The organism is Buttiauxella sp. S19-1 (assembly GCF_022134725.1).
Classification (GTDB): Bacteria; Pseudomonadota; Gammaproteobacteria; order Enterobacterales; family Enterobacteriaceae; genus Buttiauxella; species Buttiauxella ferragutiae.
Map to the genome: position 1 here is coordinate 1 of NZ_JAHWLU010000029.1, position 24009 is coordinate 24009.

21 protein-coding genes and 1 riboswitch are annotated in these 24009 nt (G+C 49.9%); of the genes, 10 read left to right on the forward strand and 11 right to left on the reverse strand.

From position 1 onward, the window contains the following. Nucleotides 1–59: 59 nt before the first annotated feature. The gene (ubiK, locus tag MES37_RS09130; protein ID WP_064540114.1) at nucleotides 60–344 is read right to left on the reverse strand and encodes a ubiquinone biosynthesis accessory factor UbiK; all 285 of its coding nucleotides are present in this window, start codon (nucleotides 342–344) and stop codon (nucleotides 60–62) included. Nucleotides 345–478: 134 nt separating this feature from the next. Then, nucleotides 479–626: riboswitch (FMN riboswitch) on the forward strand. Nucleotides 627–724: 98 nt separating this feature from the next. Between ubiK and ribB the strand changes: the two genes are divergently transcribed. Continuing rightward, nucleotides 725–1378, forward strand: a complete 654-nt coding sequence (ribB, locus tag MES37_RS09135) for a 3,4-dihydroxy-2-butanone-4-phosphate synthase (protein WP_121814337.1) — start codon at nucleotides 725–727, stop codon at nucleotides 1376–1378. A gap of 36 nt (nucleotides 1379–1414) precedes the next feature. Here ribB and zupT read toward each other — a convergent pair whose 3' ends face one another. Then, complete coding sequence (gene zupT / locus MES37_RS09140) at nucleotides 1415–2182, reverse strand: zinc transporter ZupT (RefSeq protein WP_064540110.1); 768 nt, start codon at nucleotides 2180–2182, stop codon at nucleotides 1415–1417. 198 nt (nucleotides 2183–2380) lie between these two features. Here zupT and ygiD point away from each other — a divergent pair, with 198 nt between their 5' ends. Next, on the forward strand, nucleotides 2381–3169 hold the full coding sequence (gene ygiD / locus MES37_RS09145; RefSeq protein ID WP_237931154.1) for a 4,5-DOPA dioxygenase extradiol: 789 nt from the start codon (nucleotides 2381–2383) through the stop codon (nucleotides 3167–3169). Nucleotides 3170–3207: 38 nt separating this feature from the next. On the opposite strand, the gene MES37_RS09150 is transcribed toward ygiD, so the two are convergent. From MES37_RS09150 to tolC, 3 genes are all read right to left on the reverse strand, one after another. Then, nucleotides 3208–4368, reverse strand: coding sequence for a glutathionylspermidine synthase family protein (locus MES37_RS09150; protein ID WP_237931157.1), 1161 nt, complete (start codon nucleotides 4366–4368; stop codon nucleotides 3208–3210). A 6-nt stretch (nucleotides 4369–4374) separates the two neighbouring features. After that, entirely contained in the window at nucleotides 4375–5049 is a 675-nt protein-coding gene (locus MES37_RS09155) for a DUF1190 family protein (RefSeq protein WP_064540103.1), read from the reverse strand. Nucleotides 5050–5208: 159 nt separating this feature from the next. Beyond that, nucleotides 5209–6693 (reverse strand): outer membrane channel protein TolC, encoded by a 1485-nt coding sequence (gene tolC / locus MES37_RS09160; RefSeq protein ID WP_064540101.1) that lies wholly within the window; start codon nucleotides 6691–6693, stop codon nucleotides 5209–5211. 212 nt (nucleotides 6694–6905) lie between these two features. On the opposite strand from tolC, the gene nudF reads away from it, so the two are divergent. Genes nudF through parE form a run of 5 tightly spaced genes read left to right on the forward strand, consistent with a single transcriptional unit; the run spans nucleotide 6906 to nucleotide 11331 of the window. Then, on the forward strand, nucleotides 6906–7538 hold the full coding sequence (gene nudF, locus MES37_RS09165; protein ID WP_064540100.1) for an ADP-ribose diphosphatase: 633 nt from the start codon (nucleotides 6906–6908) through the stop codon (nucleotides 7536–7538). 2 nt (nucleotides 7539–7540) lie between these two features. Further along, nucleotides 7541–7963 carry a DUF1249 family protein gene (locus tag MES37_RS09170; RefSeq protein WP_064540098.1) on the forward strand — a complete coding sequence of 141 codons (423 nt, stop codon included), beginning with the start codon at nucleotides 7541–7543 and terminating at the stop codon, nucleotides 7961–7963. Between the two features lie 25 nt (nucleotides 7964–7988). Continuing rightward, nucleotides 7989–8816, forward strand: a complete 828-nt coding sequence (cpdA, locus tag MES37_RS09175; RefSeq protein ID WP_064540096.1) for a 3',5'-cyclic-AMP phosphodiesterase — start codon at nucleotides 7989–7991, stop codon at nucleotides 8814–8816. After that, nucleotides 8816–9391, forward strand: coding sequence for an esterase YqiA (gene yqiA / locus MES37_RS09180; RefSeq protein ID WP_064540094.1), 576 nt, complete (start codon nucleotides 8816–8818; stop codon nucleotides 9389–9391). Before cpdA ends, yqiA begins: the two co-directional genes overlap by 1 nt. Nucleotides 9392–9435: 44 nt before the next feature. Next, the gene (gene parE / locus MES37_RS09185) at nucleotides 9436–11331 is read left to right on the forward strand and encodes a DNA topoisomerase IV subunit B (protein WP_064540092.1); all 1896 of its coding nucleotides are present in this window, start codon (nucleotides 9436–9438) and stop codon (nucleotides 11329–11331) included. Between the two features lie 64 nt (nucleotides 11332–11395). Here the strand turns inward: parE and MES37_RS09190 are convergent, their stop codons facing one another. From MES37_RS09190 to qseB, 6 genes are all read right to left on the reverse strand, one after another. Further along, entirely contained in the window at nucleotides 11396–15655 is a 4260-nt protein-coding gene (locus tag MES37_RS09190) for an autotransporter outer membrane beta-barrel domain-containing protein (protein ID WP_237931159.1), read from the reverse strand. Between the two features lie 281 nt (nucleotides 15656–15936). Beyond that, complete coding sequence (locus MES37_RS09195) at nucleotides 15937–16857, reverse strand: LysR family transcriptional regulator (protein WP_064540088.1); 921 nt, start codon at nucleotides 16855–16857, stop codon at nucleotides 15937–15939. 121 nt (nucleotides 16858–16978) lie between these two features. Beyond that, the gene (locus MES37_RS09200) at nucleotides 16979–17296 is read right to left on the reverse strand and encodes a putative quinol monooxygenase (protein ID WP_064540086.1); all 318 of its coding nucleotides are present in this window, start codon (nucleotides 17294–17296) and stop codon (nucleotides 16979–16981) included. Nucleotides 17297–17327: 31 nt separating this feature from the next. Continuing rightward, entirely contained in the window at nucleotides 17328–17909 is a 582-nt protein-coding gene (locus tag MES37_RS09205; protein WP_064540084.1) for an NAD(P)H-dependent oxidoreductase, read from the reverse strand. Between the two features lie 120 nt (nucleotides 17910–18029). Further along, nucleotides 18030–19385 carry a quorum sensing histidine kinase QseC gene (gene qseC, locus MES37_RS09210; protein ID WP_202914386.1) on the reverse strand — a complete coding sequence of 452 codons (1356 nt, stop codon included), beginning with the start codon at nucleotides 19383–19385 and terminating at the stop codon, nucleotides 18030–18032. Then, complete coding sequence (qseB, locus tag MES37_RS09215; protein WP_064540080.1) at nucleotides 19382–20041, reverse strand: quorum sensing response regulator transcription factor QseB; 660 nt, start codon at nucleotides 20039–20041, stop codon at nucleotides 19382–19384. Before qseB ends, qseC begins: the two co-directional genes overlap by 4 nt. 193 nt (nucleotides 20042–20234) lie before the next feature. Between qseB and MES37_RS09220 the strand changes: the two genes are divergently transcribed. The 3 genes from MES37_RS09220 (at nucleotide 20235) to MES37_RS09230 (ending at nucleotide 23976) form a co-directional block, all read left to right on the forward strand. Next, on the forward strand, nucleotides 20235–20639 hold the full coding sequence (locus tag MES37_RS09220; RefSeq protein ID WP_121814332.1) for a YgiW/YdeI family stress tolerance OB fold protein: 405 nt from the start codon (nucleotides 20235–20237) through the stop codon (nucleotides 20637–20639). Between the two features lie 161 nt (nucleotides 20640–20800). Beyond that, nucleotides 20801–23071 (forward strand): DNA topoisomerase IV subunit A, encoded by a 2271-nt coding sequence (parC, locus tag MES37_RS09225; protein ID WP_237931160.1) that lies wholly within the window; start codon nucleotides 20801–20803, stop codon nucleotides 23069–23071. A gap of 149 nt (nucleotides 23072–23220) precedes the next feature. Further along, nucleotides 23221–23976: a 1-acylglycerol-3-phosphate O-acyltransferase gene (locus tag MES37_RS09230; protein ID WP_064540258.1), complete on the forward strand. Its 756-nt coding sequence runs from the start codon at nucleotides 23221–23223 to the stop codon at nucleotides 23974–23976. Nucleotides 23977–24009 lie beyond the last annotated feature (33 nt).

The following is a 24009-nucleotide window of genomic DNA, read 5'->3' on the forward strand; positions in this document are numbered from 1 at the left end:
ATATGTAGGCAGGGCGATATATTAAGACTCTCCTGCGAACAGGAGAGTAGTGTTATTCATTATTCTTGCGATTCTGTCGGCGGAGTCACAACAGGCGCCTGAACGCTACGATTTTCCAGTTCGGTTAAACGTTGTTCCAGCAAAGCCAGTTTTTCTCTGGTGCGTAACAGTACTTGAGTCTGTACATCAAACTCTTCACGGCTAACGAGATCCAGACGGGTTAATTGAGATTGCAGAACCTGGCGTACTTTTTTCTCAACATCATCCCCGAACTCACGAATCCCTTTCGGCATTGACTCGTGGACCTGGCGTGCGATCTGTTCAATTTTTTTCGGGTCAATCATAGTGGCTTCCATAATCTTACGGGATTGTCTTGCGCGATTAACACTAATTGTAATGCCTGTGAGGCCGGTTAGAAACCCGAAATGTTCTAAGGTTTGGCGTTGCCAGAGAAAATCATCGGCGTTATAGTAAGTCTGCTTATTCTCAGGGCGGGGTGTAACTCCCCACCGGCGGTAAATCAGTGAACGCTGAAAGCCCGCGAGCGCTCCAGAGCAATCTGGAGGTCAGCAGATCCGGTGTAATTCCGGAGCCGACGGTTATAGTCCGGATGGGAGAGAGTAACGACTAAGCTCAAGCTTTAGTAAGCTTGCACACGTTATTTTTTTAGCTCCTAAGACTGCCCTGATTCTGGTAACCATAATTTTAATGAGGTTTTTTTACCATGAATCAGACGCTCCTTTCTGCATTTGGCACTCCTTCCCAGCGCGTGGAACATGCTCTTGAAGCATTACGTGAAGGTCGTGGGGTAATGGTTCTTGACGATGAAGATCGCGAGAACGAAGGCGACATGATTTTCCCAGCCGAAACCATGACCGTTGAGCAAATGGCTCTGACCATTCGCCACGGTAGCGGTATTGTTTGCCTGTGCCTGACTGAAGAACGCCGTAAACAACTCGAATTGCCAATGATGGTTGAGAACAACACCAGTGCTTATGGCACAGGGTTTACTGTGACTATCGAAGCCGCAAAAGGCGTGACCACCGGTGTTTCTGCCGCAGACCGTATTACCACGGTGCGTGCCGCGATTGCTGATGGCGCAACACCAAGTGACCTGAACCGCCCGGGCCACGTGTTCCCGTTGCGCGCTCAACCGGGTGGCGTGTTAACCCGTGGTGGCCACACAGAAGCCACTATCGATTTGGTGACACTGGCAGGCTTCAAACCTGCAGGTGTGTTGTGTGAATTGACCAACGATGATGGCACCATGGCGCGCGCGCCTGAATGCATCACCTTTGCACGTGAACACAATATGGCTGTGGTGACAATTGAAGATCTGGTGGAATACCGTCAGACTCACGAACGCAAAGCCAGCTAAAATGCAAAAAGCCCGGTGATTAAACCGGGCTTCTCCTCAACCAATGCCGCTGGTTTGCAGCAGCGTCAGACTAAACCCCATCACCGCCATACCGCAAAGCACGCCATAACTTGGGTTGTTATGGGGATCAATTTCTTTGGCAAGCGGCATCAGTTCATCAACCGATAACGCCACCATAATCCCTGCGACGGCAGCCATGATAGCCGCCATGATGACTGGCGACACCATTGTGCCCAGAATCAGCCAGGCCAGCACACCACCAAGAATTTCGGCAAGACCCGAAATCCCTGCCCAGAAAATAGCTTTGCGTTTCGATCCCGTTGCCGCGTACACCGGGCCTGCAACCGCTAATCCTTCTGGGATGTTGTGCAACGCAACGGCGAGCGCAATTCCCATCCCTAACTCCAGGTTACTGCTTGCCGTCACAAATGTCGCAACACCTTCCGGGAAGTTATGCAGACTAATGCCGAGGGTCAGTAGCAACGCGGTACGCCGTAAATTGCGAGGCTGCGGTTTACTGTCCATTAAATCTTGCGGATGTGCATGGGGTAGGGCGCGGTCAAGAGCGAAATAGCCTAACAAACCCAACATAAACATGCCGTAACCTAAAACGGGTGACATTCCTTGTGTGTGAAGTGCTGCGGGTAACATCTCCATTAACGAGATAAGCAGCATAATTCCCGCTGCAAAACCGAGAGAAAATGCCAGCACACGGTTTGAAGGTTTCTGGCCGATAACGCCAAGAAAGGCACCTATAAAAGTGGCTCCCCCTGCTAACAGGGTCAGAATCAAGGGTACTGACATTCATTGCTCCTTTTGATAATGATTCTCATTTATATTAATGGGCGGTGTGATAAAAATCGAGAGCCAGATGGGAAGCTTTACACATCGCTTACATTCAAATTTCCTGAAGATCTTCATCATGCTTATCTGAGTTCTTCATTGTGCAAAAGCGCGTACTGTAGTTTTCATAAACTGAATGACCTGATTAAAGGACACACCATGACAACTCAACGAATGCCTGCGCTATTCCTCGGACACGGTAGCCCAATGAACGTGCTGGAAGATAATCACTATACCCAAGCCTGGCGTCATTTGGGAGAAACCTTGCCGCGGCCAAAAGCTATTGTGGTGGTCTCAGCGCATTGGTTCACTAAAGGCACGGGTGTCACCGCGATGGAAACACCAAAAACTATTCATGACTTCGGTGGTTTCCCACAAGCGTTATATGACACGCATTACCCGGCACCGGGTTCGCCTGAACTGGCGCAGCAGTTAGTTGATCTTCTGGCACCTGTCCCAGTAATGCAGGATAAAGAAGCCTGGGGGTTTGACCATGGCTCCTGGGGTGTATTGATCAAGATGTACCCCAATGCTGATATCCCGATGGTGCAACTGAGTATCGACAGCACGAAACCAGCAGCCTGGCATTTCGAGATGGGTCGAAAACTGGCAACACTGCGCGATCAAGGCATCATGCTGATTGCCAGTGGCAACGTGGTTCATAACCTGAGAACCGCACGCTGGCACGGCGAAAACACACCATATCCATGGGCTGAGTCGTTTAACCAATACGTTAAAGACAACCTCACATGGCTTGGGCCGGTCGACGAGCACCCGCTGGTGAACTTCTTAGATCATGAAGGCGGATCGTTATCTAACCCAACGCCGGATCACTACCTGCCGTTGTTGTATGTTCTGGGAGCGTGGGATGGTAAAGAGCCGATTACGTTACCTGTAGACGGCATAGAGATGGGATCGTTGAGTATGCTTTCGGTACAAATCGGCTGATATGTTTCTCCCTCTCCTTTAGGAAGAGGGAGAAACAATTATTCTACGAACACATGCGGATAGAAGCGTGAAAGATCCTGGGTGATTAACTCGCGATCTTCACGAATACCAATACCTGCAGGTTGATCGTTGATAAGCCAACTGCCGATCAGCACATAACTGTCGCCAAATTTTGGTAACTGATAGAACTGCTGGACGATCATACCTTCTTCACCGTAAGGGCCATCGACACGGGCAATTTCTTCGCCGTTTTCGATGATCTTCACATTTGCACCTTCGCGAGAGAAGATTGGCTTTACCACGTATTTATCCATCGGCGGATAGTTATCTTCGGCAAAATATGAAGGTAGCAGATTTGGATGATCCGGGAACATTTCCCACAGCATTGGTAGCAATGCTTTGTTGGAGATAATGCTTTTCCAGGCCGGCTCCAGCCAGCGTACACCCGCATCTTCCAGCTTGGTGGAGAACATCTCACGCAGCATGAACTCCCACGGGTACAGTTTGAACAGGTTGCTAATCACCTGATCCTGCAGATCGGTAAACTGGCCTTTTTCGCCCAGACCGATATCTTCCATGTAGACGAATTCGCTCGCCACTTCGGCTTCAGCCGCGCAGTCTTGTAGATACTGAACGGTACCGCGATCTTCTTCTGTGTCCTGGCAGCAAGCAAAATGAACCAGGTTGAAACCGTGTTGCTGTTTCAGCTCGGCAAAACGCTCAATGATCTTCTCTTGCAGGCTGTTGAACTGATCGCTTTCTGCTGGCAGGTTACCGGCCTGGATCTGATCTTCCAGCCAGATCCACTGGAAGAATGCTGCTTCATACAAAGAGGTTGGTGTGTCGGCGTTGTTTTCCAGCAACTTGGGTTCACCTACGCCATCCCACGCAATATCCAGGCGTGAGTAAAGTGACGGCTGTTGCGTGCGCCATGACTGACGCACAAATTCCCAGGTGTGTTTAGGAATGCGGAATTTGGCCAGCAGTTCATCGCTGCTCACGACTTTTTCCACTACCTTCAGGCACATTTGATGTAATTCAGCGGTGACCTCTTCTAGGCGTTCTACCTGCGGAAGCGTCAGCTTGTAATATGCGTTTTCACACCAGTACGGCTCGCCGTACATGGTGTGAAAATTGAAACCGTATTCTGTGGCTTTCTCGCGCCAGTCCGGGCGCTCAGTAATCGCGATTCTTTCCATAATTTCTTAGCCACCCATGGAACGAGAAGAACCTGTTGCGCTGCTACTGCGCTGCATAGTCGATTGTTTAGCCACTGAGTCACCGAAACCGCCGCGTGTCACAGTGCTGGTGGTGGCAGGTTTAGGTGCCATTGCCGTTTTCGGTACGGTTGTCGTACGGCCTGGTGTCGCGGCACCATAGCTCTTACCGCTGGCATCGGCATATTTACCGTAAGCAGGGCTTGCAGGGTTCTTCGAAGTAAACAGAGGTTGCTGCGCAAAGCCCGCCCCGCCGCCCATCAATCGGCCCATCATGTAACCGGCCATCAATGGCATCCAGAAACTGCCGCTTTGCTGTGGTTGTGCCTGAGCTTGCTCACCTGCCACGCTGGCTTGAGCTGGTGCTTGCTGGCATTGGCCTTCACCAAACTCAGCGATACATTCTTCACGCGAGGCGTATTTTGGCGCTGTACGTTCTGCTTCTTTTAGTGCGTTGTTAAAGGAAGTCGTACATTCTGCACTTTTGCCAGGGTTGGCTTGCGAACAGTCATCCGCATTTTGATACATGGAGACTGTTTCGTCATTTTGTTCGCAACCGGCTAGCATAAACACAGCGGTAACAGCCAATGCGACTGGCGTCAAATGGCGGGCGTTCCAGCTTTTGCGGAACGATGCGTGGTTTATGATTTTTGTCCGTTTCATTTATCTGTCCTGAGCCCAGTAGTTATGGTGCTTAGGATAGGGGATGAATGGTTGAAATTAAAGCGATGACGGATGTTGGAAGGGAGATCTTTACTTTGCCTTACGTTCGCATGCGTAAGTTGTGATGGGGGCATGTTGCCACACCCCCAAAATATCTGATCAGTTGCCGAATGGGTTAGCTGATTTGCTGCTAGTCGCAGAAGCTGGAGTCGCTTGTGCTGGTGTTGTAGCAGTCGTTGCTTCGCTATCCGCTGTATAACCATCCGCGCGAGCATTTTGGTCTGGCGTTTCTGGAGCCACGCTGTCAGCCGTGGTTGGTACTGGTTTACCCAGTGTTGCATTCAACGCTACAAGATCCTGTTCGTTAAGCGTACCCAGTGCTGATTTAATATTCAGCTGGTTGATTAGGTAGTTATAACGAGCGCTGGAGAGCTGTTGCTTGGCGTTATACAGCGTCGTGGTCGCATCCAACACATCAACGATGGTACGAGTACCGACGGAATAGCCTGCTTCCATGGCATCCAGGGAGCTTTGTGCAGACACAACCGCTTGTTTATAAGCGTTGATGGTACTGATGGACGCATTAACGTTGTTGAACGAAGAGCGAACTGTTTGCACTACGCTACGATGCGCGCTTTCAAGCTGCTCACTTGCGCCAACAAAGTTGTATTGCGCTTGTTTTACTTGAGAGTTAACAGAACCGCCAGTGTACAGTGGCAAGGAGAAGTTCAGGCCGATTTTATTCTGGCCCATATCGCTGTCGTTGTACTGAGAACTATTGGTTTTAGAACCACTGTAGCTGGTATCGGAAACACCAGTAGAAGCGGTCAAACCCACGGTTGGCATGTGGCCAGTTTCTGCGTAGCGAATTTGCTCGCGAGCCAGGTCCTGAGACAGACGTGCTTGCAACAATGCCAGGTTACGTTTTTCCGCTTCTTTCAGCAGATTATTCACGCCATCCGGTTTGTTGGTTTTGAAGCCGTCTACATTCAGTGATGCCAAAGATGGATAGTAATTACCGGTCACCTGGCGCAGCGTTTCTACCGCGTTATCCAGATTGTTTCGTGCAGTGACTTCGTTTGCTAATACGTTATCGTATTGCGCACGGGCGTTCTGTACATCGGTAATGGCGACCAGGCCAACGTTAAAGCGCTGAGTGGTTTGATCCAACTGACGATAAATAGCCTGTTTCTGTGCTTCAGTGAAGGACAGTGCATCAATCGCACTCAATACATTAAAGTAGGCTGTTGCAGTATTCAGAATCAGTGTTTGTTGGTCTGTCTGATAAGTGACATCTTGAATACCGGCTGATTTCTCTTGCAGGGTAAGCGCACGCCATTTCGACATATCAAAAATGGTTTGCGTCAATTGCAAAGAGGCACTCGCTGCCCTGGAGTCGATGCCATTCGCATCGCTAAAACCATTGGTGTATTCATAATCAGCACCAAGGCCAAGTTGTGGCAGTAACGGGCTACGTGCTTCGTTAATTTTTTCGAATGCGGCATCACGGTCAGCAGCGGATTTGCGCAAGTCCGGGTTGCTTAAACGTGCCTGCTGATAAACCTGCATCAGGTTTTCTGCCTGGCTCATGGCACTGAAACCCGTTAGGCTCAGACCGATAAGAATTGGGAGCAGTTTCTTCATTTGCATTCCTTGTTGTGAAGCAAAAAATTATTTGTAAGCGCTGACAAGAGCCGGAAATGATCGTCGATTTTAGCAGAGTCCGCCAGCTCAGGTGCTTGGCGTAATGTGCCATTGACTCTTAATTTTCATCAATCTATCACATAGGAAATGAAACGGCAGTCAAACTGGCTTGAAATTACTCATTTCATAACCATCAAAATCAGGAACCCATCATGACTAAGCAAAACAGTCAACTCGTCACATTAGCCAAAAACGATGTTGAAATTATTGCACGGGAAACGCTTTATAGCGGTTTTTTTTCTCTGGATCTTTATCGCTTCCGCCATCGCTTGTTTAATGGCGAAATGAGTGGCGAAATTTGCCGTGAAATTTTAGAACGCGGGCACGCCGCAGTACTGCTACCCTATGACCCTGTGCGAGACGAAGTTGTCTTAATTGAACAGATTCGGATTGCCGCGTACGACACCAGTGAAAGCCCGTGGCTGCTCGAACTTGTTGCGGGAATGATTGAAGAAGGTGAAAGCGTCGAGGACGTTGCGCGTCGTGAAGCAACTGAAGAAGCTGGAGTGATTGTCGGTCGCACCAAACCGGTTATCAACTACCTGGCAAGTCCTGGGGGGACCAGCGAGCGTTTATCGATCCTGGTTGGGGAAGTCGACGCTACCACCGCGAATGGCATACATGGTCTGGCAGATGAAAACGAAGACATTCGTGTTCATGTCGTGAGCCGGGAACAGGCTTATCAGTTAGTAGAAGAAGGGAAAATCGACAACGCGGCTTCAGTCATTGCACTGCTTTGGCTGCAATTGCATCATGAGAAATTAAGAGAAGAGTGGAATCGATAAATATGAAGCGCTATACACCTGACTTCCCTGAAATGATGCGCCTGTGCGAAACCAATTTCGCGCAACTCCGACGCTTGCTTCCTCGTCATGACGAAGTGGGTGAAAAAGTCACTTATCAGGTAAGTAGCGCTCAATATCGACTCTCTATCCTTGAGTCGACACGTTACACGACACTAGTACAAATCGAACAAACTGTTCCGGCGATAAGCTACTGGAGCTTACCGTCGATGTCGGTCAGGCTTTATCATGACGCCATGGTCGCGGAAGTGTGTTCAAGTCAGCAGATCTTTCGTTTCAAAGCACGGTATGATTATCCTAATAAAAAGTTGCATCAACGCGACGAAAAGCATCAAATTAATCAGTTTCTAGCCGATTGGCTGCGGTATTGTTTAGCGCATGGAGCGATGGCGGTTCCGGTTTGTTAGTGAGGGTGAAACCTAAGGACACCATTTGGAAAGCCTGTTAAATCTTCCTGTGGCCGGTGGGGGCCAGATCAGGATCTTGCAAATTACCGATACCCACCTGTTCTCTGGAAAGAACGAAACGCTGCTTGGTATCAATACCTGGATGAGCTATCAGGCTGTTATTGCCGCCATCCTCGCTGAGCAGCGTCAGTATGACCTAATTGTAGCTACTGGGGATTTAGCCCAGGATCACAGTGCGCAGGCCTACCAGCATTTTGTTGAAGGCATTGCGGAGATTCCTGCGCCCTGCGTTTGGCTGCCAGGCAATCACGATTTCCAGCCAGCCATGTTTAGCTCGTTGCTGGAAGCAGGGATTTCACCTGCGAAGCAAGTTTTCCTCGGTGATAACTGGCAAATCCTGCTGCTCGACAGCCAGGTATTTGGCGTCCCACATGGTGAACTGAGCGATTATCAGCTCGACTGGCTGGAGCGTAAACTCGCCGCTGAACCTGAACGCCATACGCTGCTATTGCTGCATCATCATCCTGTTCCTGCGGGTTGTAGCTGGCTTGACCAACATAGCCTGCGCAACGCCGCAGAGTTGGATAACGTTCTGCAAAAATTCCCGAAAGTGAAAACTCTGGTGTGCGGTCATATTCACCAGGAGCTAGATTTGGACTGGAACGGCAGACGAATGCTGGCGACGCCATCCACTTGTGTGCAATTTAAGCCGCACTGCTCAAACTTCACGCTCGACACTATTGAACCAGGTTGGCGTTGGCTGGAACTTCATCCAAACGGTGAAGTGACCACTGAGGTTTGCCGCCTGAAAGGTGCGGTGTTCAACCCTGATACCGCTTCAGAAGGGTATTGATGTCAACGCTACTTTACTTACACGGTTTCAACAGTTCGCCGCGTTCCGCTAAGGCTACCAGCTTGCAGGCCTGGCTTGCGCAGAACCATCCGCACATCAATATGATTATCCCAGAGCTCCCTCCGTATCCTGCCGATGCGGCAGAGCTGCTGGAGTCGCTGGTACTCAAGCATGGCGGTGAACCTCTGGGGGTTGTTGGCTCCTCTTTAGGTGGTTATTACGCCACCTGGTTAGCGCAATGTTTTATGCTGCCAGCGGTAGTGGTAAACCCTGCGGTACGGCCTTTTGAATTGCTTGTCGATTATCTGGGCACCAACGAGAACCCCTACACCGGGCAGCAATATGTGCTAGAGTCACGCCATATTTACGATCTTAAAGTCATGCAAGTTGACCCGTTAGAAGCGCCAGATCTCATCTGGTTGTTACAGCAAACGGGTGACGAAGTGCTTGATTACCGCCAGGCGGTGGCGTACTACACCCCCTGTCGACAGACGGTAGAGTCCGGTGGCAATCACGCCTTTGTAGGCTTCGAAGATTATTTCTCACAGATCATCGACTTCCTGGGCCTGCATTAATGCCTGATGTCGAATTCCTGTTTCGCAATCTGAACGAATAAACCATGACGCAATCCAGTTATAACGCCGATGCCATTGAGGTACTCACCGGGCTTGAGCCTGTTCGCCGCCGCCCCGGGATGTACACCGACACCACCCGTCCAAACCATTTGGGTCAGGAAGTCATTGATAACAGCGTGGATGAAGCGCTGGCAGGTCATGCGAAGCGTGTTGATGTTATTCTCCATGCCGATCAGTCATTAGAAGTCATTGATGACGGGCGAGGCATGCCGGTAGATATCCACCCGGAAGAGGGTGTTCCGGCTGTAGAACTCATTCTTTGTCGTCTGCACGCGGGCGGTAAATTCTCCAATAAAAACTACCAGTTCTCTGGTGGTTTGCACGGTGTTGGCATTTCGGTGGTTAACGCCTTGTCAAAACGTGTCGAAGTCACGGTGCGTCGTGATGCGCAGGTTTACAGTATCGCTTTTGAAAATGGCGATAAAGTCGAGGAACTGGCGGTGGTCGGGACCTGCGGCAAACGTAATACCGGCACCAGCGTTCACTTCTGGCCAGATGCCTCATTCTTCGACAGCCCACGTTTTTCCGTTTCCCGTTTAAGCCATTTGCTGAAAGCCAAAGCAGTATTGTGCCCTGGTGTTGAAATCACTTTTACTGACAAAGTGAACAATACCGAGCAGCGTTGGTGTTATCAGGATGGCCTGAAAGATTACCTGTGCGAAGCGATTAACGGCTTACCGACGCTCCCTGAATCACCATTTGTCGGCAATTATGCCGGTGATGTTGAACAGGTTGATTGGGCGCTGTTATGGCTGCCAGAAGGCGGCGAACTGCTGACAGAAAGCTACGTTAACCTGATCCCAACCATGCAGGGCGGTACTCACGTCAACGGTCTGCGTCAGGGGTTGTTGGATGCGATGCGTGAATTTTGCGAATACCGCAACATTCTGCCGCGCGGCGTGAAACTCTCAGCGGAAGATATCTGGGAACGTTGCGCCTACGTGCTGTCAGTGAAAATGCAGGATCCGCAGTTTGCCGGGCAAACCAAAGAGCGCCTCTCATCACGCCAGTGTGCCGCCTTTGTTTCCGGTGTCGTTAAAGATGCCTTCAGCTTGTGGCTGAACCAGAATATTCAAGTGGCGGAACAACTCGCAGAACTGGCGATTTCCAGTGCTCAACGCCGTATGCGTGCCGCTAAAAAAGTGGTGCGTAAAAAGCTAACCAGCGGCCCGGCATTACCTGGAAAACTGGCCGACTGCTCCGCGCAAGATTTGAGTCGTACTGAATTGTTCCTGGTGGAAGGGGATTCTGCAGGCGGTTCTGCCAAGCAGGCCCGTGACCGCGAATACCAGGCGATCATGCCGCTGAAAGGTAAGATCCTTAATACCTGGGAAGTATCTTCCGATGAAGTGCTTGCATCGCAAGAAGTGCACGATATTTCGGTAGCGATCGGCATCGATCCGGACAGTGAAGATCTGAGCCAGTTGCGTTACGGCAAAGTTTGTATCCTGGCGGATGCGGACTCCGATGGTCTGCACATTGCAACGTTGTTATGCGCGCTGTTCGTGCGCCACTTCCGCTCTCTGGTTCGCGGGGGTCACGTCTATGTGGCGATGCCACCGTTGTACCGCATCGATTTGGGCAAAGAGGTTTACTACGCGCTGGACGAAGAAGAGAAAGCCGGCGTGCTCGAGCAACTTAAACGTAAGAAAGGGAAACCGAACGTGCAGCGCTTTAAAGGGCTGGGTGAGATGAACCCACTGCAATTACGTGAAACGACGCTCGATCCCAATACTCGCCGCCTGGTACAGCTTACGATTGACGATGAAGATAACGATAAAACCATGGCAATTATGGATATGTTGCTAGCTAAAAAGCGTTCTGAAGATCGACGCAATTGGCTGCAAGATAAAGGCGACATGGCTGATATTGAAGTCTAATTATCGTATCAGGCGGGTGATGCAATACATCCCCGCCTGATAAAAACGCCAGTTCTTTCCCTTATCAGAACTTAATTTTTACACCCGCAATCCCGCCGTAATTGATGCTGTCCCCTTCAAACGACTTCTCTACGCTTAAAGAACCGGTGAGTGAAACTGACTCATTGATCTGATGATCAACGCCCGCATTTAATTGACCCCATGTTCCGGCGCTGTTGGTGACGAATGGAATGTCGCCTTGTTGAGAAGAAAATACGGTCTTTGTTTCTCCTCTGAATTCATGCAGGATCCCCGGACGTACCCAGGCCGTCGTTCTGGTGCGCTCCTCCTCCACTTTTTGTTTATCATCATGATGCCAGGTCTGATGGACGCGCAGGCTCAGACGCCCGGTCAGGGAATCTGCGTTACCGAATTTAACCGCAGATGCCTCGTCATGGGTGTTATCCAGTTTCACTTTTGAGTAAATCAACTGGGCCTGAGGCTCAATAAAGCGCTGTACGTCAGCGTCCGGCTGCCACGGATAACCCGCTTCCAGCGAGGCACTTAAACCATATCCTTTGGTTTTCATTGGGCTGAGATCGGTGGGGTTGGATTCAACATACAGTCGGTTGTATTGGGCGACGGCATCCAGATAGCTTCCCTTTGGTGTGAAGTGCGTCCAGTAACCGCCTAACCCCCATGATTTCAGGGTATTACGCCCGGCAAACTCGTTGTCAGTATCAGTGACTTTGCTGCTCATTTTGCCGATATTACCAAGCACTCCAGCAAAATTTGAACTCCCGTCATCTTTACTTTCACGATACAAATCAATGCCTAACTGAATGGCGCTCAATGAGAATCGAGACTGCGGGCCATCAAAGTCGGATTTCCCATTTTTAAAAATCACCCGTCCCCAACTCATATGTGGCGATTCGGTTGCCTCAGTGATTTTCTCCACGCTGGCAAACTGTTCGCCAGTTCGCTCATGCAGGCTATCGACCAGCATCCGGCTATACAGTAATGCCTGTTGAGGAATGACCTGATACAGCGATGTTTCTGCCCGATAATCTGGCACAGCAATCGGCTGTTGAGGAGCCGCAGGCGCTTCGGGTTTAAGATTATCAACTGGCGGTTCTTCTACTGGCGTGAAATCAGCTGGCGGTGGTGATGGCGGCAGAGGAAGAGGAAGCTCGCTATCGTCAATGATGCCAGGCAACTGCTTATGCGAGCGCAGATACCAGGCTTCTTCATTGCTGCCATCAACACTTGAACGGTAAAGCGAGTATTCATACGGTCCCGCTTTCACTTTGCTGAGCAGGCTAAAAGCTTCTGTTGCCGTTGTCGCACCGCTAATGGCATCTACAACTTTGATACCGTTACCATGAGTGAGAGCGCCACTGCCATCGGTATTGGTGATTTTTAGGCTGGTGGAGCCGTCGGCATGGCCACCATCGACAACTAATTGATCCGACGGTGAATTATCGCTGTGCAAATGGGTGTTTAACGCAATCGTTCCGTTGTCGCCGTGATAGTTATTCACCGTCAACGTCTTGTAGCGGTTATTTTCTGGTGTACTGAAGTTGATCAGGCTTTGATTATTCGTCAACTGGCTGAGCACCGAATTGCCTGTCAAAAACCACAGGCTGGTATTGTTTAATGAAACATCAGAAAACGCATTTTCCTCGGTTAGTGCAGCCCCCGTGAAGAGACTTCCTGACGCGTTGATGCTGGCATTTCCTGGCAACATCACCCCATTTTTTACCTGCAACCACTGGCTTTCTCCCGTCACACGGCTATTTTGCATTTCAATATCTGCATAACCCGTGGTTTCAATACCATGGCCGTGCTCGCTGGTCAGAATGCTGTTATTGAGGGTGGCTAACCCTGGATGAGTGGCTGTACCCTGGGCTGCCAGGGCAGCAGAACTATCACCATGGGTGGCGACAGAAATATTATCGCCCTGAACATACCCGCCATTGCTGGCGAGAATACCGGCAGCATGAGCACCTTCGGTTTGAACCACGGTATTTTTAGCGTGTAGATTGGCTCCTGCTTCCGCCCAGAGACCGCGCGAGTTATCGCCGTGGGTATTTAGCGTGACGTTATCCAGCGCCATCTCAGCGGTTTCTGCTTTATATTTGCGGCCGACAAATGCGCCGCTCGCATTATTGCCGAGTGTCTCGATCGTAACATTACTGGCTGTCAGGCTAACGTTACCGGGTTTTGCCGCACCAATTCCGGCATACAAACCGATGGAGTTATCACCCTCAGTTTTGACGGTTGTATTCTTCAGAATAATATTCCCACCGTCATCTGCCGTTGCGCCATAAGCCTGCGTACCTTTTGTCTGCAGGGTGGTGCCATCCACCGTCAGCAAAGAACCGGCGTTACGGGAAGCCACGGCATGCGGGAAGGTGAGGTTGGATTGCACAGGTGAGCCATTGCCTGTTGTCATCACACTTCCTCCCGTCACATTCACCGTTGCGCCAGCATCAGCCACAATTCCCATCGCATTATCGTTACCCGAAGTATTGATATGGGTGTGGGTGATTGACGCGGTGCTATTTGCGACCCCAATTCCGGTGCCGTAATTACCCGAGGTGGTAATTCGTGATCTGTTCACCTCAAGCTGGCTACTGTTACTGGCGCTAATACCACTACTGGGATTCTGCGTGGTGAAGACTTCGCTGTCTGTTAAAATCAGTGAGGACCCCGCACCTTGCAGCAAGATCCCTGGAGACCACGGCCCGATAGCGTTAGGAGCGGCGGTGGCGGTTATTTTGCTTTCGCTAATCTCGGCTGTAGCGCCATCAACAATATTCATTCCAGAGCTGCGTGCGCCGCGTGTTTCTATCGTTGTACCACTGACCTGCGTATGCGAACCGGAACCTTCTACTGAGATACCGTGGCTTTGCATCCCGGAAGTACTGATTTGGGAGTTTATGACAGAAACAGAGGCGCCAGCCAGGGCCCGCGCTGCTGCCGTTGAGTGCAACGCATTTCCCTGGCCGCTGACGTTGATAGTGCTATTAGCAAGGGAGATGGCACTGTTTTCCCCTTCAGCGCGGCTCCCACCCTGGTTTACGCCAGAAACGTTTATTGTCAGATTTGAACCAGAGATGTTTGCGCCAGAAAGCGCATGCAGCGCAGCGGTTGTGGTTGTGCTCGAGGCATTGCCGGTACTTTCTATCGTACTATCCTGCAAGCTAATACGGGCATTGTCTTCAGCTCTTGCGGCGCTGGCACTCGCTGCGGTGGTGGTGAGTTGTAGACCCTTTCCGCGGATAGATGTCGCGCTGTCACTTGCCAACAACACATGACTTATACTGAGGGACTTTTCATTGTCCACTGGCGTGGTTGCTGACGCTGCGGCACCGGTAGTGGTGATGGCCGTGCCATCATGCAGCGTTGCCGTTGCGCCAGTTCTTGCCCAGACACCGACTGCACCTTTGCCAGCTGTTTGAATCGAACCGCCATCAATGTCGCCGTGCGTTGTTGCCCCATCTAAAAGTACGCCGTGGCCGTAAACTCCTGCTGTATCAATGGCAGTTTCTTGGAGAGTAATTTGGCTGCTGTCTTGTGCTTTGATTCCGTAGGCTGAGGCTCCAAGTGTGCTGATGGTGGCATTTTCAGCATTTAGCCTGCTATCCGTGCCGCTGACATACACACCGTGGCTTCCTCCAGTTGTTGTACTTCTGGCTCCCGTGGTCAGGACTTCACTGCTATTAGTCAGCTTGACTGCACCGCCTTGTGTCACCGTGATGCCCACCGTTCCCCAGGAGGCAGTTTGTACTTTGGAATGATCCAGCACGGCCTGCGAACCAGCTCCTGACACCACAATGGCGCGGTTATTATTTCCCTTCGCCCCGCCGCCTACGGTGACTGCCGAGTCTTTGAGGTTGAGATGCCCCCCTGATTCCACCAGCATTGCGGTCATATCATTGGCGGTGATGGTTGCACCTGCCAGCGTTTTGGGGTCGAGCAATACCTCGGTTTCCATTAAATCGACACCGCTTGTAGCAAATACGTGCACACCGATTTGGTCTTTGGAACCTGCAGCCGAAACGGCATTATTCTTGATGCTACCTCTGGCCAATGAAACAATCCCGCCGTCGCCCATTTTGATACCTGCGGTATTGGCAACGCTCATTTTTATCGTTTCATCATTGTATAAACCCCGGGTACAAATCCCGGCAGTACCAATAGTATTCACCAACCTTTCGGTAGCACTGACGTCAACACAACCAAAACTCAGCACACCAACGATTAATCCGGCGGAGGTTTTAAGCACAATTTTGTGGCGGTTATGGGAGATGTTAGCGGGCGATATCTTAATAATTTTCATACGAGTGCCTCTACGATAGTCTGGTTTGAATATGCCGGGCCTCGCTAAGGGAATGTCATTGTTCTCCGCGGTAAATCGGCAGTAATTCATTGCATGACAGTTGCACGGTATTAAATAGAAATAAAACCGTGTCAGGGAATGGAAGTGATTGATATTTATCTGTCTGGGACGCAGGCATTATACGGCCAGTAATTAGATATGGGATTACTCGGGTTTAATTGCGGATTTAGTTTTATTATTGCGCTGTTGTGTTGTTTATTAATGGCATTGCTTTCAATAACCTAATTATTCTTCATTGCCTCCAAAAACTGCATGAAACTGGCTTTCTTCTCCAGTTCTTTTCGATAGACCAGATAGACGCTAATTTTCTGTACCGGGAATAAGGGTGTTAATTGCCTTAATTTGAAAATATCCCGATAACGAGTAAAGGCATCCTGGGTGATGAAGCCAATACAATCGGTTTCCGACAGTAGGGTGAGAAGCATCAATATCGAATTAGTTTCAAAGGCAACCTGGGCATTTTTCAAGGTTGCCAGCAAAGATTGTTTACGCTGATAAATCATTTCATCACCGGTGAGATGGGTGACCATATCCATATTTTTTAAATCGTCAATGCTAATCGATGTTTTTTGAAAAGGATTATCCTGGCGGCACACTAGCACTGGTGTTAATTCACAGAATAAGACGCAGGTTAATGTGGTACTGACGACCGGTGCACCTGAGAAAACTAAATCAGCTTTACGCAAATTAAGCAAACCCACAGCATCGGGAATGCCGAGAATAGTTTCGATGTATTTTATTTTAAAGTTAAGTTTTGCCAGCTTTATTTTAATTAATGCAGATGACAAGTTATGCACAGCGACAGAGAATGGAGAATAGATAACCCATGTTTCTCGTTTATTGGTTTGCTTACTTCTGGCTATGGAATCACTCATTATTTCTAAAGTTTGTTTTAGCTGAGTGTAAAGGTCATCGGCAAATACTGTGGGGGCGATGGTGTTTCCATGGCGAATAAATAAAGGGTCTTCGAAATGAAGACGTAACTTTCGTAAGGCATGGCTAACAGACGGTGGGGTGACCTCAAGAATTTCAGAGACTTCAGTAATGCTTCGTGTCGAGTAAATCAAACAAAAAGTGGTTAACAGATTAAGATTAAAACTGGCTAGTTTTAGAACTTTATCGGAAACCATATTCGTTTTCATTTCTTGCCTCGCTACAAACTTGGGGTAAAAGGTAGCTTAGCAGATATTAAGAAATGCGAATCTTGCAGCCAAAAAAAGGAGCAGGTGTAAACACCGCTCCCGTTATTTCGTCGTCAGCTGATTACTTAATCGCGTCTTCCAGAATATGGATATGAACATCCAGAACATCGTCTTTGACAGCGGCACTGTGAGCTTTCATATGCGGGGTTTGCAGATGGGCTTCAAGGTGAGCCACAGTTTCCCATTTTTCCAGCATAAACACGGAATCTGGTGCGGCTGTCTGGAAGGCGACTTGCGCATTATGATCCACCAGCGGCGCATAACCGAAGCAACCTTCTTCTTCGAGCACAGTAGGAATAATTTTTGCAAAAGCATCTATCACCGCCTGGCGATGATGGGCGCCTGGACGGGTACGAATTTCAGCTATTACTGTTAGCATGACTGACTCCTTCATTTAAACACGGCAACAGTTAAGCAAAAATTTGGCCGAGATGCTCGCGGTATTCTGCGATAAAACGCGGAACATCAGGGACTTTCATCACATCGTTAGCGATAAAGGTCGGCAGGCCTTCCATACCGAGGAACTGGTTAGCTTTATGGAATGGCAGATAAACGCCATCAACACCCACGCCATGGAAGAACTGCTCTTTGTCTTCAAAGGCTTGTAACGGGGCGTTCCAGGTCAGGGAAAGCATATAAGTTTTGCCCTGAATCAGACCACCGGAACCGTATTTTTTCTCAGCGTCTGAACGGGTACGGCCATCGCTGGCATACAGAGAACCATGACCCTCAGTAAATACATCATCGATGTATTTTTTCATGGTCCACGGCGCGCCCATCCACCAGCCCGGCATTTGGTAAATCACGGTATCGGCCCACAGATATTTTTCGACTTCTTCTTTGACGTCGTACTCGCTGTCGGTACGCGTCACCAAAACATCATGCCCGAGGTCGCGCAAAAAACTTTCCGCGACGTCGGTCAGGGTGTCATTAAGTTGGCCGTTTGAGTGGGCGAATTTTTTCGCGCCATTGATAATCAGAATGTTGCTCATAGTTAGTCCTCGAATTATTGCGTATGGCGCGGAGTGTACCGTGATCAATGTCACTGTAAAATGCCGCATACAGGCAAAGACTTTTGCTAAAAACGCAATAATTCGAATGTGAAACCCTTTTTACCAACGTATCCGAACCTCGAAACCGCCGCTACTGGTGTTCATAAAGAGAGCTTGCATTCCATGCAAAGAAGCAATGCGCCGCACTATAGATAACCCCAGCCCGCTGCCGGTTTTTTCCTGTCCTGGTGGGCGGAAGAACCGTTCACCCAATGAAGTTAAAAACTCCGGACTGACGCCTGGCCCGTTGTCAGTAATCGTTATTTCGTGACTTTGCAGAACGACGTCTACCACGCAACCGCGCGGGCTGTAACGTATAGCGTTATCCAGCAAGTTTCTGACCATTAAACTTAGCAACAACGGTTGCCCCTGACGTTTCACGCTCGGGTCTTGTACATCAAGACGAATATCAATACCTGCACGTAGTGCCTCGTGCCAGGCGTCCATCACGGCATTTTGCAGCAAGAGTTGAAAGGCGACTTCCTGCACATCATCCAAACTCGCTAAAGAGTCCAGGCGTGATAGCGTCAGCAACTGATCAACCAGGCGAGTGGCGCGATCGATTCCCGCACTGAGATTATTGAGGGCATGATCGCGTACTGGCTCGTCATGCTGCGCAAGCTGCGCGACTTCGGCCTGCACTTTTAATGCGGCAAGAGGGCTGCGCAGTTCGTGTGCTGCATCGGAGGTAAAACGCCGTTCGCGCTGCATCAATTCCCCGGTGCGCGAAAAGAGCTGATTGAGTGCCATAACCAGTGGCCGTACTTCTTGTGGCAAGGTTTGGGTCGGGAGCTCGCGGTCATCGTCAGGTTTGCGGGTACGTAACTGATTCGCTAGTTTGTGAAGTGGGGCAAGGGCGCGGCTAACCAACCATACGAGTAGTAGTAAAATCAGCGGTAGCGCGATAAGCCATGGGGTGATCTGCGACAATACAATATCCAGCGCCAGATCTTCCCGATACTCCCATTCCTGTCCCACCACAATCCGATATTTCCCATCTGGTGTGGTGACCCACACCATGCGCCACATATCGTCGTCGCCAGCTAGTTTTCCGTCTGTAAATCCGTCGCGCTGGTAGCGCCAGATGAGGTTGCGGCCATTGTCTCCATCGTTGAGTAACAGCTTTCCATCGGCGGTATATATGGCGAAGGCCAGCGTGTCGTCGTCTTGCTTACCACGATGGTTGGAAATCATGGTTTTAGTGCGCGGTAATTGTGCATCACCTTGCACGCCATCCAGTTCTAATGCACTCAGGCGTTTAGCAAACAGCACCTGCTGAGTGTCAAACAGTTTGTTTAGCGTTTTACTGGTTTGATGCCAGGCGGCAATGCTTGCGCCAACCCATGCTACAAGGGTCAGCAAAATGTACCCGGCAATTAATCTGGCGCGTAAACTTTGAGTCAGTGTTTTTATCATTCTTCGCCCAACGTATAACCAATTCCGTGCACTGTGCGAATAAAGCCGCTACCGAGTTTGCGGCGTAAATGATGGATGTGTACTTCCAGAGCGTTTCGGGAAACGTCGTCATCCCAGTTATAAAGTTTTTCTTCAATAAGTGTGCGTGGTAATACGCGCCCGGCGTTACGCATGAATAATTCCAGCAAGGCAAACTCTTTGGGTTTTAACTGCAACGACCCTCCATCGCGAGTGACGGTTAATTTAATCGGGTCGAGCTCAACCCCTGCATGGAATAACGTCGATTGTGCTTGCCCATGATTACGACGAATTAAAACCTGCAGCCGGGTGGCAACTTCTATTAACGCAAAGGGTTTACACAAGTAATCATCGGCACCGAGCTGCAACCCCTCAACCCGTTGTTCCAGCGTGTCTCTGGCAGTTAGAATGAGTACCGGTTCAGTTTGGCCACTACGACGCCATGTTTTTAGAATATCCAGCCCGTCGATTCCTGGCAGGCTTAAATCGAGAACTGCTGCATCGTAAGGAGCCAGACCAAGTGCCGACTGGCCTTGCTGGCCATCGGTGAACCAGTCGACAGTAAAGCCCATTTTGGTGAGTCCGGCTTTTAATCCATCACCAATGAGCTTATCGTCTTCAATGAGTAATACGCGCATGCGTTGTCCCTTACTGTCTATTTAGCGGAAGTTAATAACTTTTGCGCAGGTGTGTACAGGGGAAAAATACGATGCTTCGGCAAGCTGCGCAATTTTCTAAAAAATACGATTTCTCAGGGAGAAATTAAGATCGCGTTAAGATCTCTCCGGTTAAATAGCATTCAGAAATTCATTCATATAAGGAAAATAAACGATGAAAAAAGTAGCCGCTATTTTGACTATTCTCGCAATCACCGCAGCACCTGCACTAGCTGCAAATCAAGGCGGGTTCTCTGATCCGAATGCCGCTCCGGCCGCCACACAAACTCAAGCCGCAGGCGGCTTTGTCGGTCCAAGTGGCAGCAATACCACGGCGGCACAGGCGAAGTCATTGTCTGATGATACTTGGGTCACTTTGCGCGGTAAGATTGAGTCCCGCATCGGCGGTGACCACTACATCTTCCGCGATACATCCGGCACAATTAACGTCGATATCGACCAGAAACGCTGGAACGGCCAGACCATCACCCCACAAGATAATGTTGAAATTCAAGGGGAAGTGGACAAAGACTGGAACTCCGTTGAAATCGACGTGAAACAAATTACTAAAGTGAAATAATTCTCTGTAATGAGCCGCAATTTGCGGCTCATTTCTTATCTCTGTGCTTCACCTAAAGATACTCACTCCTCTGTGACTACGACTGCCAGATAAGGTACTATCGGCGGCAATTACGCCGTTTGTGGCCACATGCGGCTCGTCAGTTTGAGGATGAATAATTAATGAGTGATTTAACTCATGATGGTGCAGAACGCCTTGCGCTGCACGAATTCACGGAAAATGCGTATCTCAACTATTCCATGTACGTCATTATGGACCGCGCTCTGCCGTTCATTGGTGATGGCTTAAAGCCGGTACAGCGTCGCATCGTCTATGCGATGTCAGAGTTGGGGTTAAGCAACAGCGCTAAATTCAAAAAATCAGCCCGTACCGTCGGTGACGTTCTGGGTAAATACCATCCGCACGGCGATAGTGCCTGTTACGAAGCGATGGTTCTGATGGCGCAGCCGTTCTCTTACCGCTACCCGTTAGTTGACGGGCAGGGGAACTGGGGGGCTCCGGATGATCCGAAATCCTTCGCTGCGATGCGTTATACCGAGTCGCGACTGTCAAAATATGCGGAAGTCTTGCTGGGTGAGTTAGGGCAGGGGACGGTCGACTACGTGCCGAACTTTGACGGCACCATGCAGGAGCCGAAAATGCTACCTGCGCGCCTGCCTAATATCCTGCTCAATGGCACCACTGGCATTGCAGTCGGCATGGCAACAGACATCCCGCCACATAACTTGCGAGAAGTGGCGAAAGCCGCAATCACCCTGATTGACCAGCCGAAAACCACGCTCGATGAGCTGTTGGATATCGTGCAGGGGCCGGACTACCCAACCGAAGCCGAAATCATCACCCCGCGTGATGAAATTCGTAAAATCTACCAGAATGGCCGCGGTTCTGTGCGTATGCGCGCAGTCTGGAAAAAAGAAGATGGCGATGTGGTGATTACCGCGTTACCTCACCAAGTTTCCGGCGCGCGCGTGCTGGAGCAAATTGCCAATCAGATGCGTGCTAAAAAGCTGCCGATGGTTGAAGACTTGCGCGATGAGTCGAACCACGAAAACCCGACGCGCCTGGTGATTGTTCCACGTTCCAACCGTATCGACGTCGAACAGGTGATGAACCACCTGTTTGCTACTACCGATCTTGAGAAAAGCTATCGCATCAACCTCAATATGATCGGACTGGATAATCGTCCATCGGTGAAAAACCTGCTGGAAATCCTGACTGAGTGGCTGGTTTATCGTCGCGAAACGGTGCGCCGTCGCCTGAGTTATCGTCTGGAGAAAGTGCTCAAACGCCTGCACATCCTTGAAGGTTTGCTGGTGGCGTTCCTCAATATTGACGAAGTGATTCACATTATTCGTACCGAGGACGAACCCAAGCCCGTGTTGATGTCGCGTTTCGAATTAAGCGAAACGCAGGCTGAATCTATCCTCGAGCTGAAATTGCGCCACCTCGCAAAACTCGAAGAGATGAAAATTCGCGGCGAGCAGAGCGAGCTGGAAAAAGAGCGTGACCAATTGCAGGGCATTCTGGCGTCCGAACGCAAAATGAATACCTTGCTGAAGAAAGAGTTGCAGGCTGATTCCGACGCTTATGGCGACGATCGTCGTTCACCGCTGCGTGAACGTGGTGAAGCGAAAGCCATGAGCGAACATGATATGACTCCGTCCGAACCGGTCACCATTGTGCTCTCACAAATGGGCTGGGTGCGTAGCGCTAAAGGCCATGACATTGACGCGCAAGGACTTAACTATAAAGCAGGCGATAGCTTCCTTGGTTCGGCTAAAGGGAAGAGCAACCAGCCAGTGGCGTTTATTGACTCCACCGGACGCAGCTACGCACTTGATCCAATAACGTTACCCTCGGCACGTGGCCAGGGTGAGCCGCTGACCGGTAAACTCACGCCACCACCGGGTGCGGTTGTCGAGCATGTCTTAATGGCGCCAGACGACCAAAAACTGCTGATGGCATCTGATGCGGGCTACGGTTTCGTTTGTACCTTCAACGATTTAGTGTCGCGTAATCGTGCGGGTAAGACGCTGATTTCATTGCCGGAAAATGCGAAAGTGATGCCGCCGATGGAAATCTCAAGCACTGACGATATGCTGCTGGCGATTACCGCTGCAGGCCGCATGCTGATGTTCCCGGTCGCTGATTTGCCGCAACTTTCCAAAGGCAAAGGGAATAAAATTATCTCGATTCCTTCTGCGGATGCGGCAAAAGGTGATGACAAACTGGCACATTTGTTTGTCTTGCCGCCACAAAGCACGGTCACGCTGCATGTCGGCAAACGCAAAATTAAACTCCGTCCAGAAGAACTGCAGAAAATCACCGGTGAGCGCGGTCGTCGCGGTACGCTGATGCGTGGTCTACAACGCATTGATCGTGTTGAAGTTGATTCACCTCAGCGTGCTAGTGCGGGCGACAGCGAAGAGTAATCGGATTCTGGCGGTCGTCAGGCCGCCGGAACGATGTGTTTTGTGCTAAAGCAGGTCATATATCCGCGATATTTCAGGTGCAGGTGGGGCGACTGCTCCTCCTGGAATTTAGGGTATACTTGTCAGCGGTTTTGGCTTTTGAGGTTGTTATGCTATCCATCGTACGTTTTATAATCGTAATAATTTATTGCCTGCTGGTGTGCATTTTTGGCTGCATTTATTGCTTGTTCAGCCCACGTAACCCACGCCATGTTGCTACGTTTGGTCATCTTTTTGGGCGTCTTGCGCCTGTCTTTGGTTTGAAAGTTGAAACCCGTTTGCCTGAGGGCGTAGAAAATCATCCGACGGCGATTTATATCTGTAACCATCAGAATAATTTCGACATGGTGACGGCTGCTAGTATTGTGCAGCCACCGACGGTGACCGTTGGGAAAAAAAGCCTGTTGTGGATCCCGTTCTTTGGCCAAATTTATTGGCTTACCGGGAATATGCTTATCGACCGTGATAATCGTACCAAGGCGCTCAGCACCATTTCCCAGGTTGTGGCGCAAATTCAGAAACGTAATGTGTCGGTGTGGATGTTCCCGGAAGGGACTCGCAGCCGTGGTCGCGGTCTGCTGCCATTTAAAACCGGTGCATTCCATGCCGCAATTGCTGCTGGCGTCCCAATTATTCCGGTGTGTGTTTCCAACACCAGCAATAAAATTAAACTGAACCGTTTGAATAATGGTTTAGTTATTGTCGAAATGCTGCAGCCGATTGATATCAGCCATTACGGTAAAGACCAGGTGCGTAAACTTGCCACCGATTGCCGTGAAATTATGATGGCAAAAATCGATGAACTAAATAAAGAAGTCGCGGAGCGAGAAGCCTCCGGTCGAGTTGAAAGCAAACAAGCGAACTGAACCGGATTGTTGACAAAGGTCACTAAACCGGTG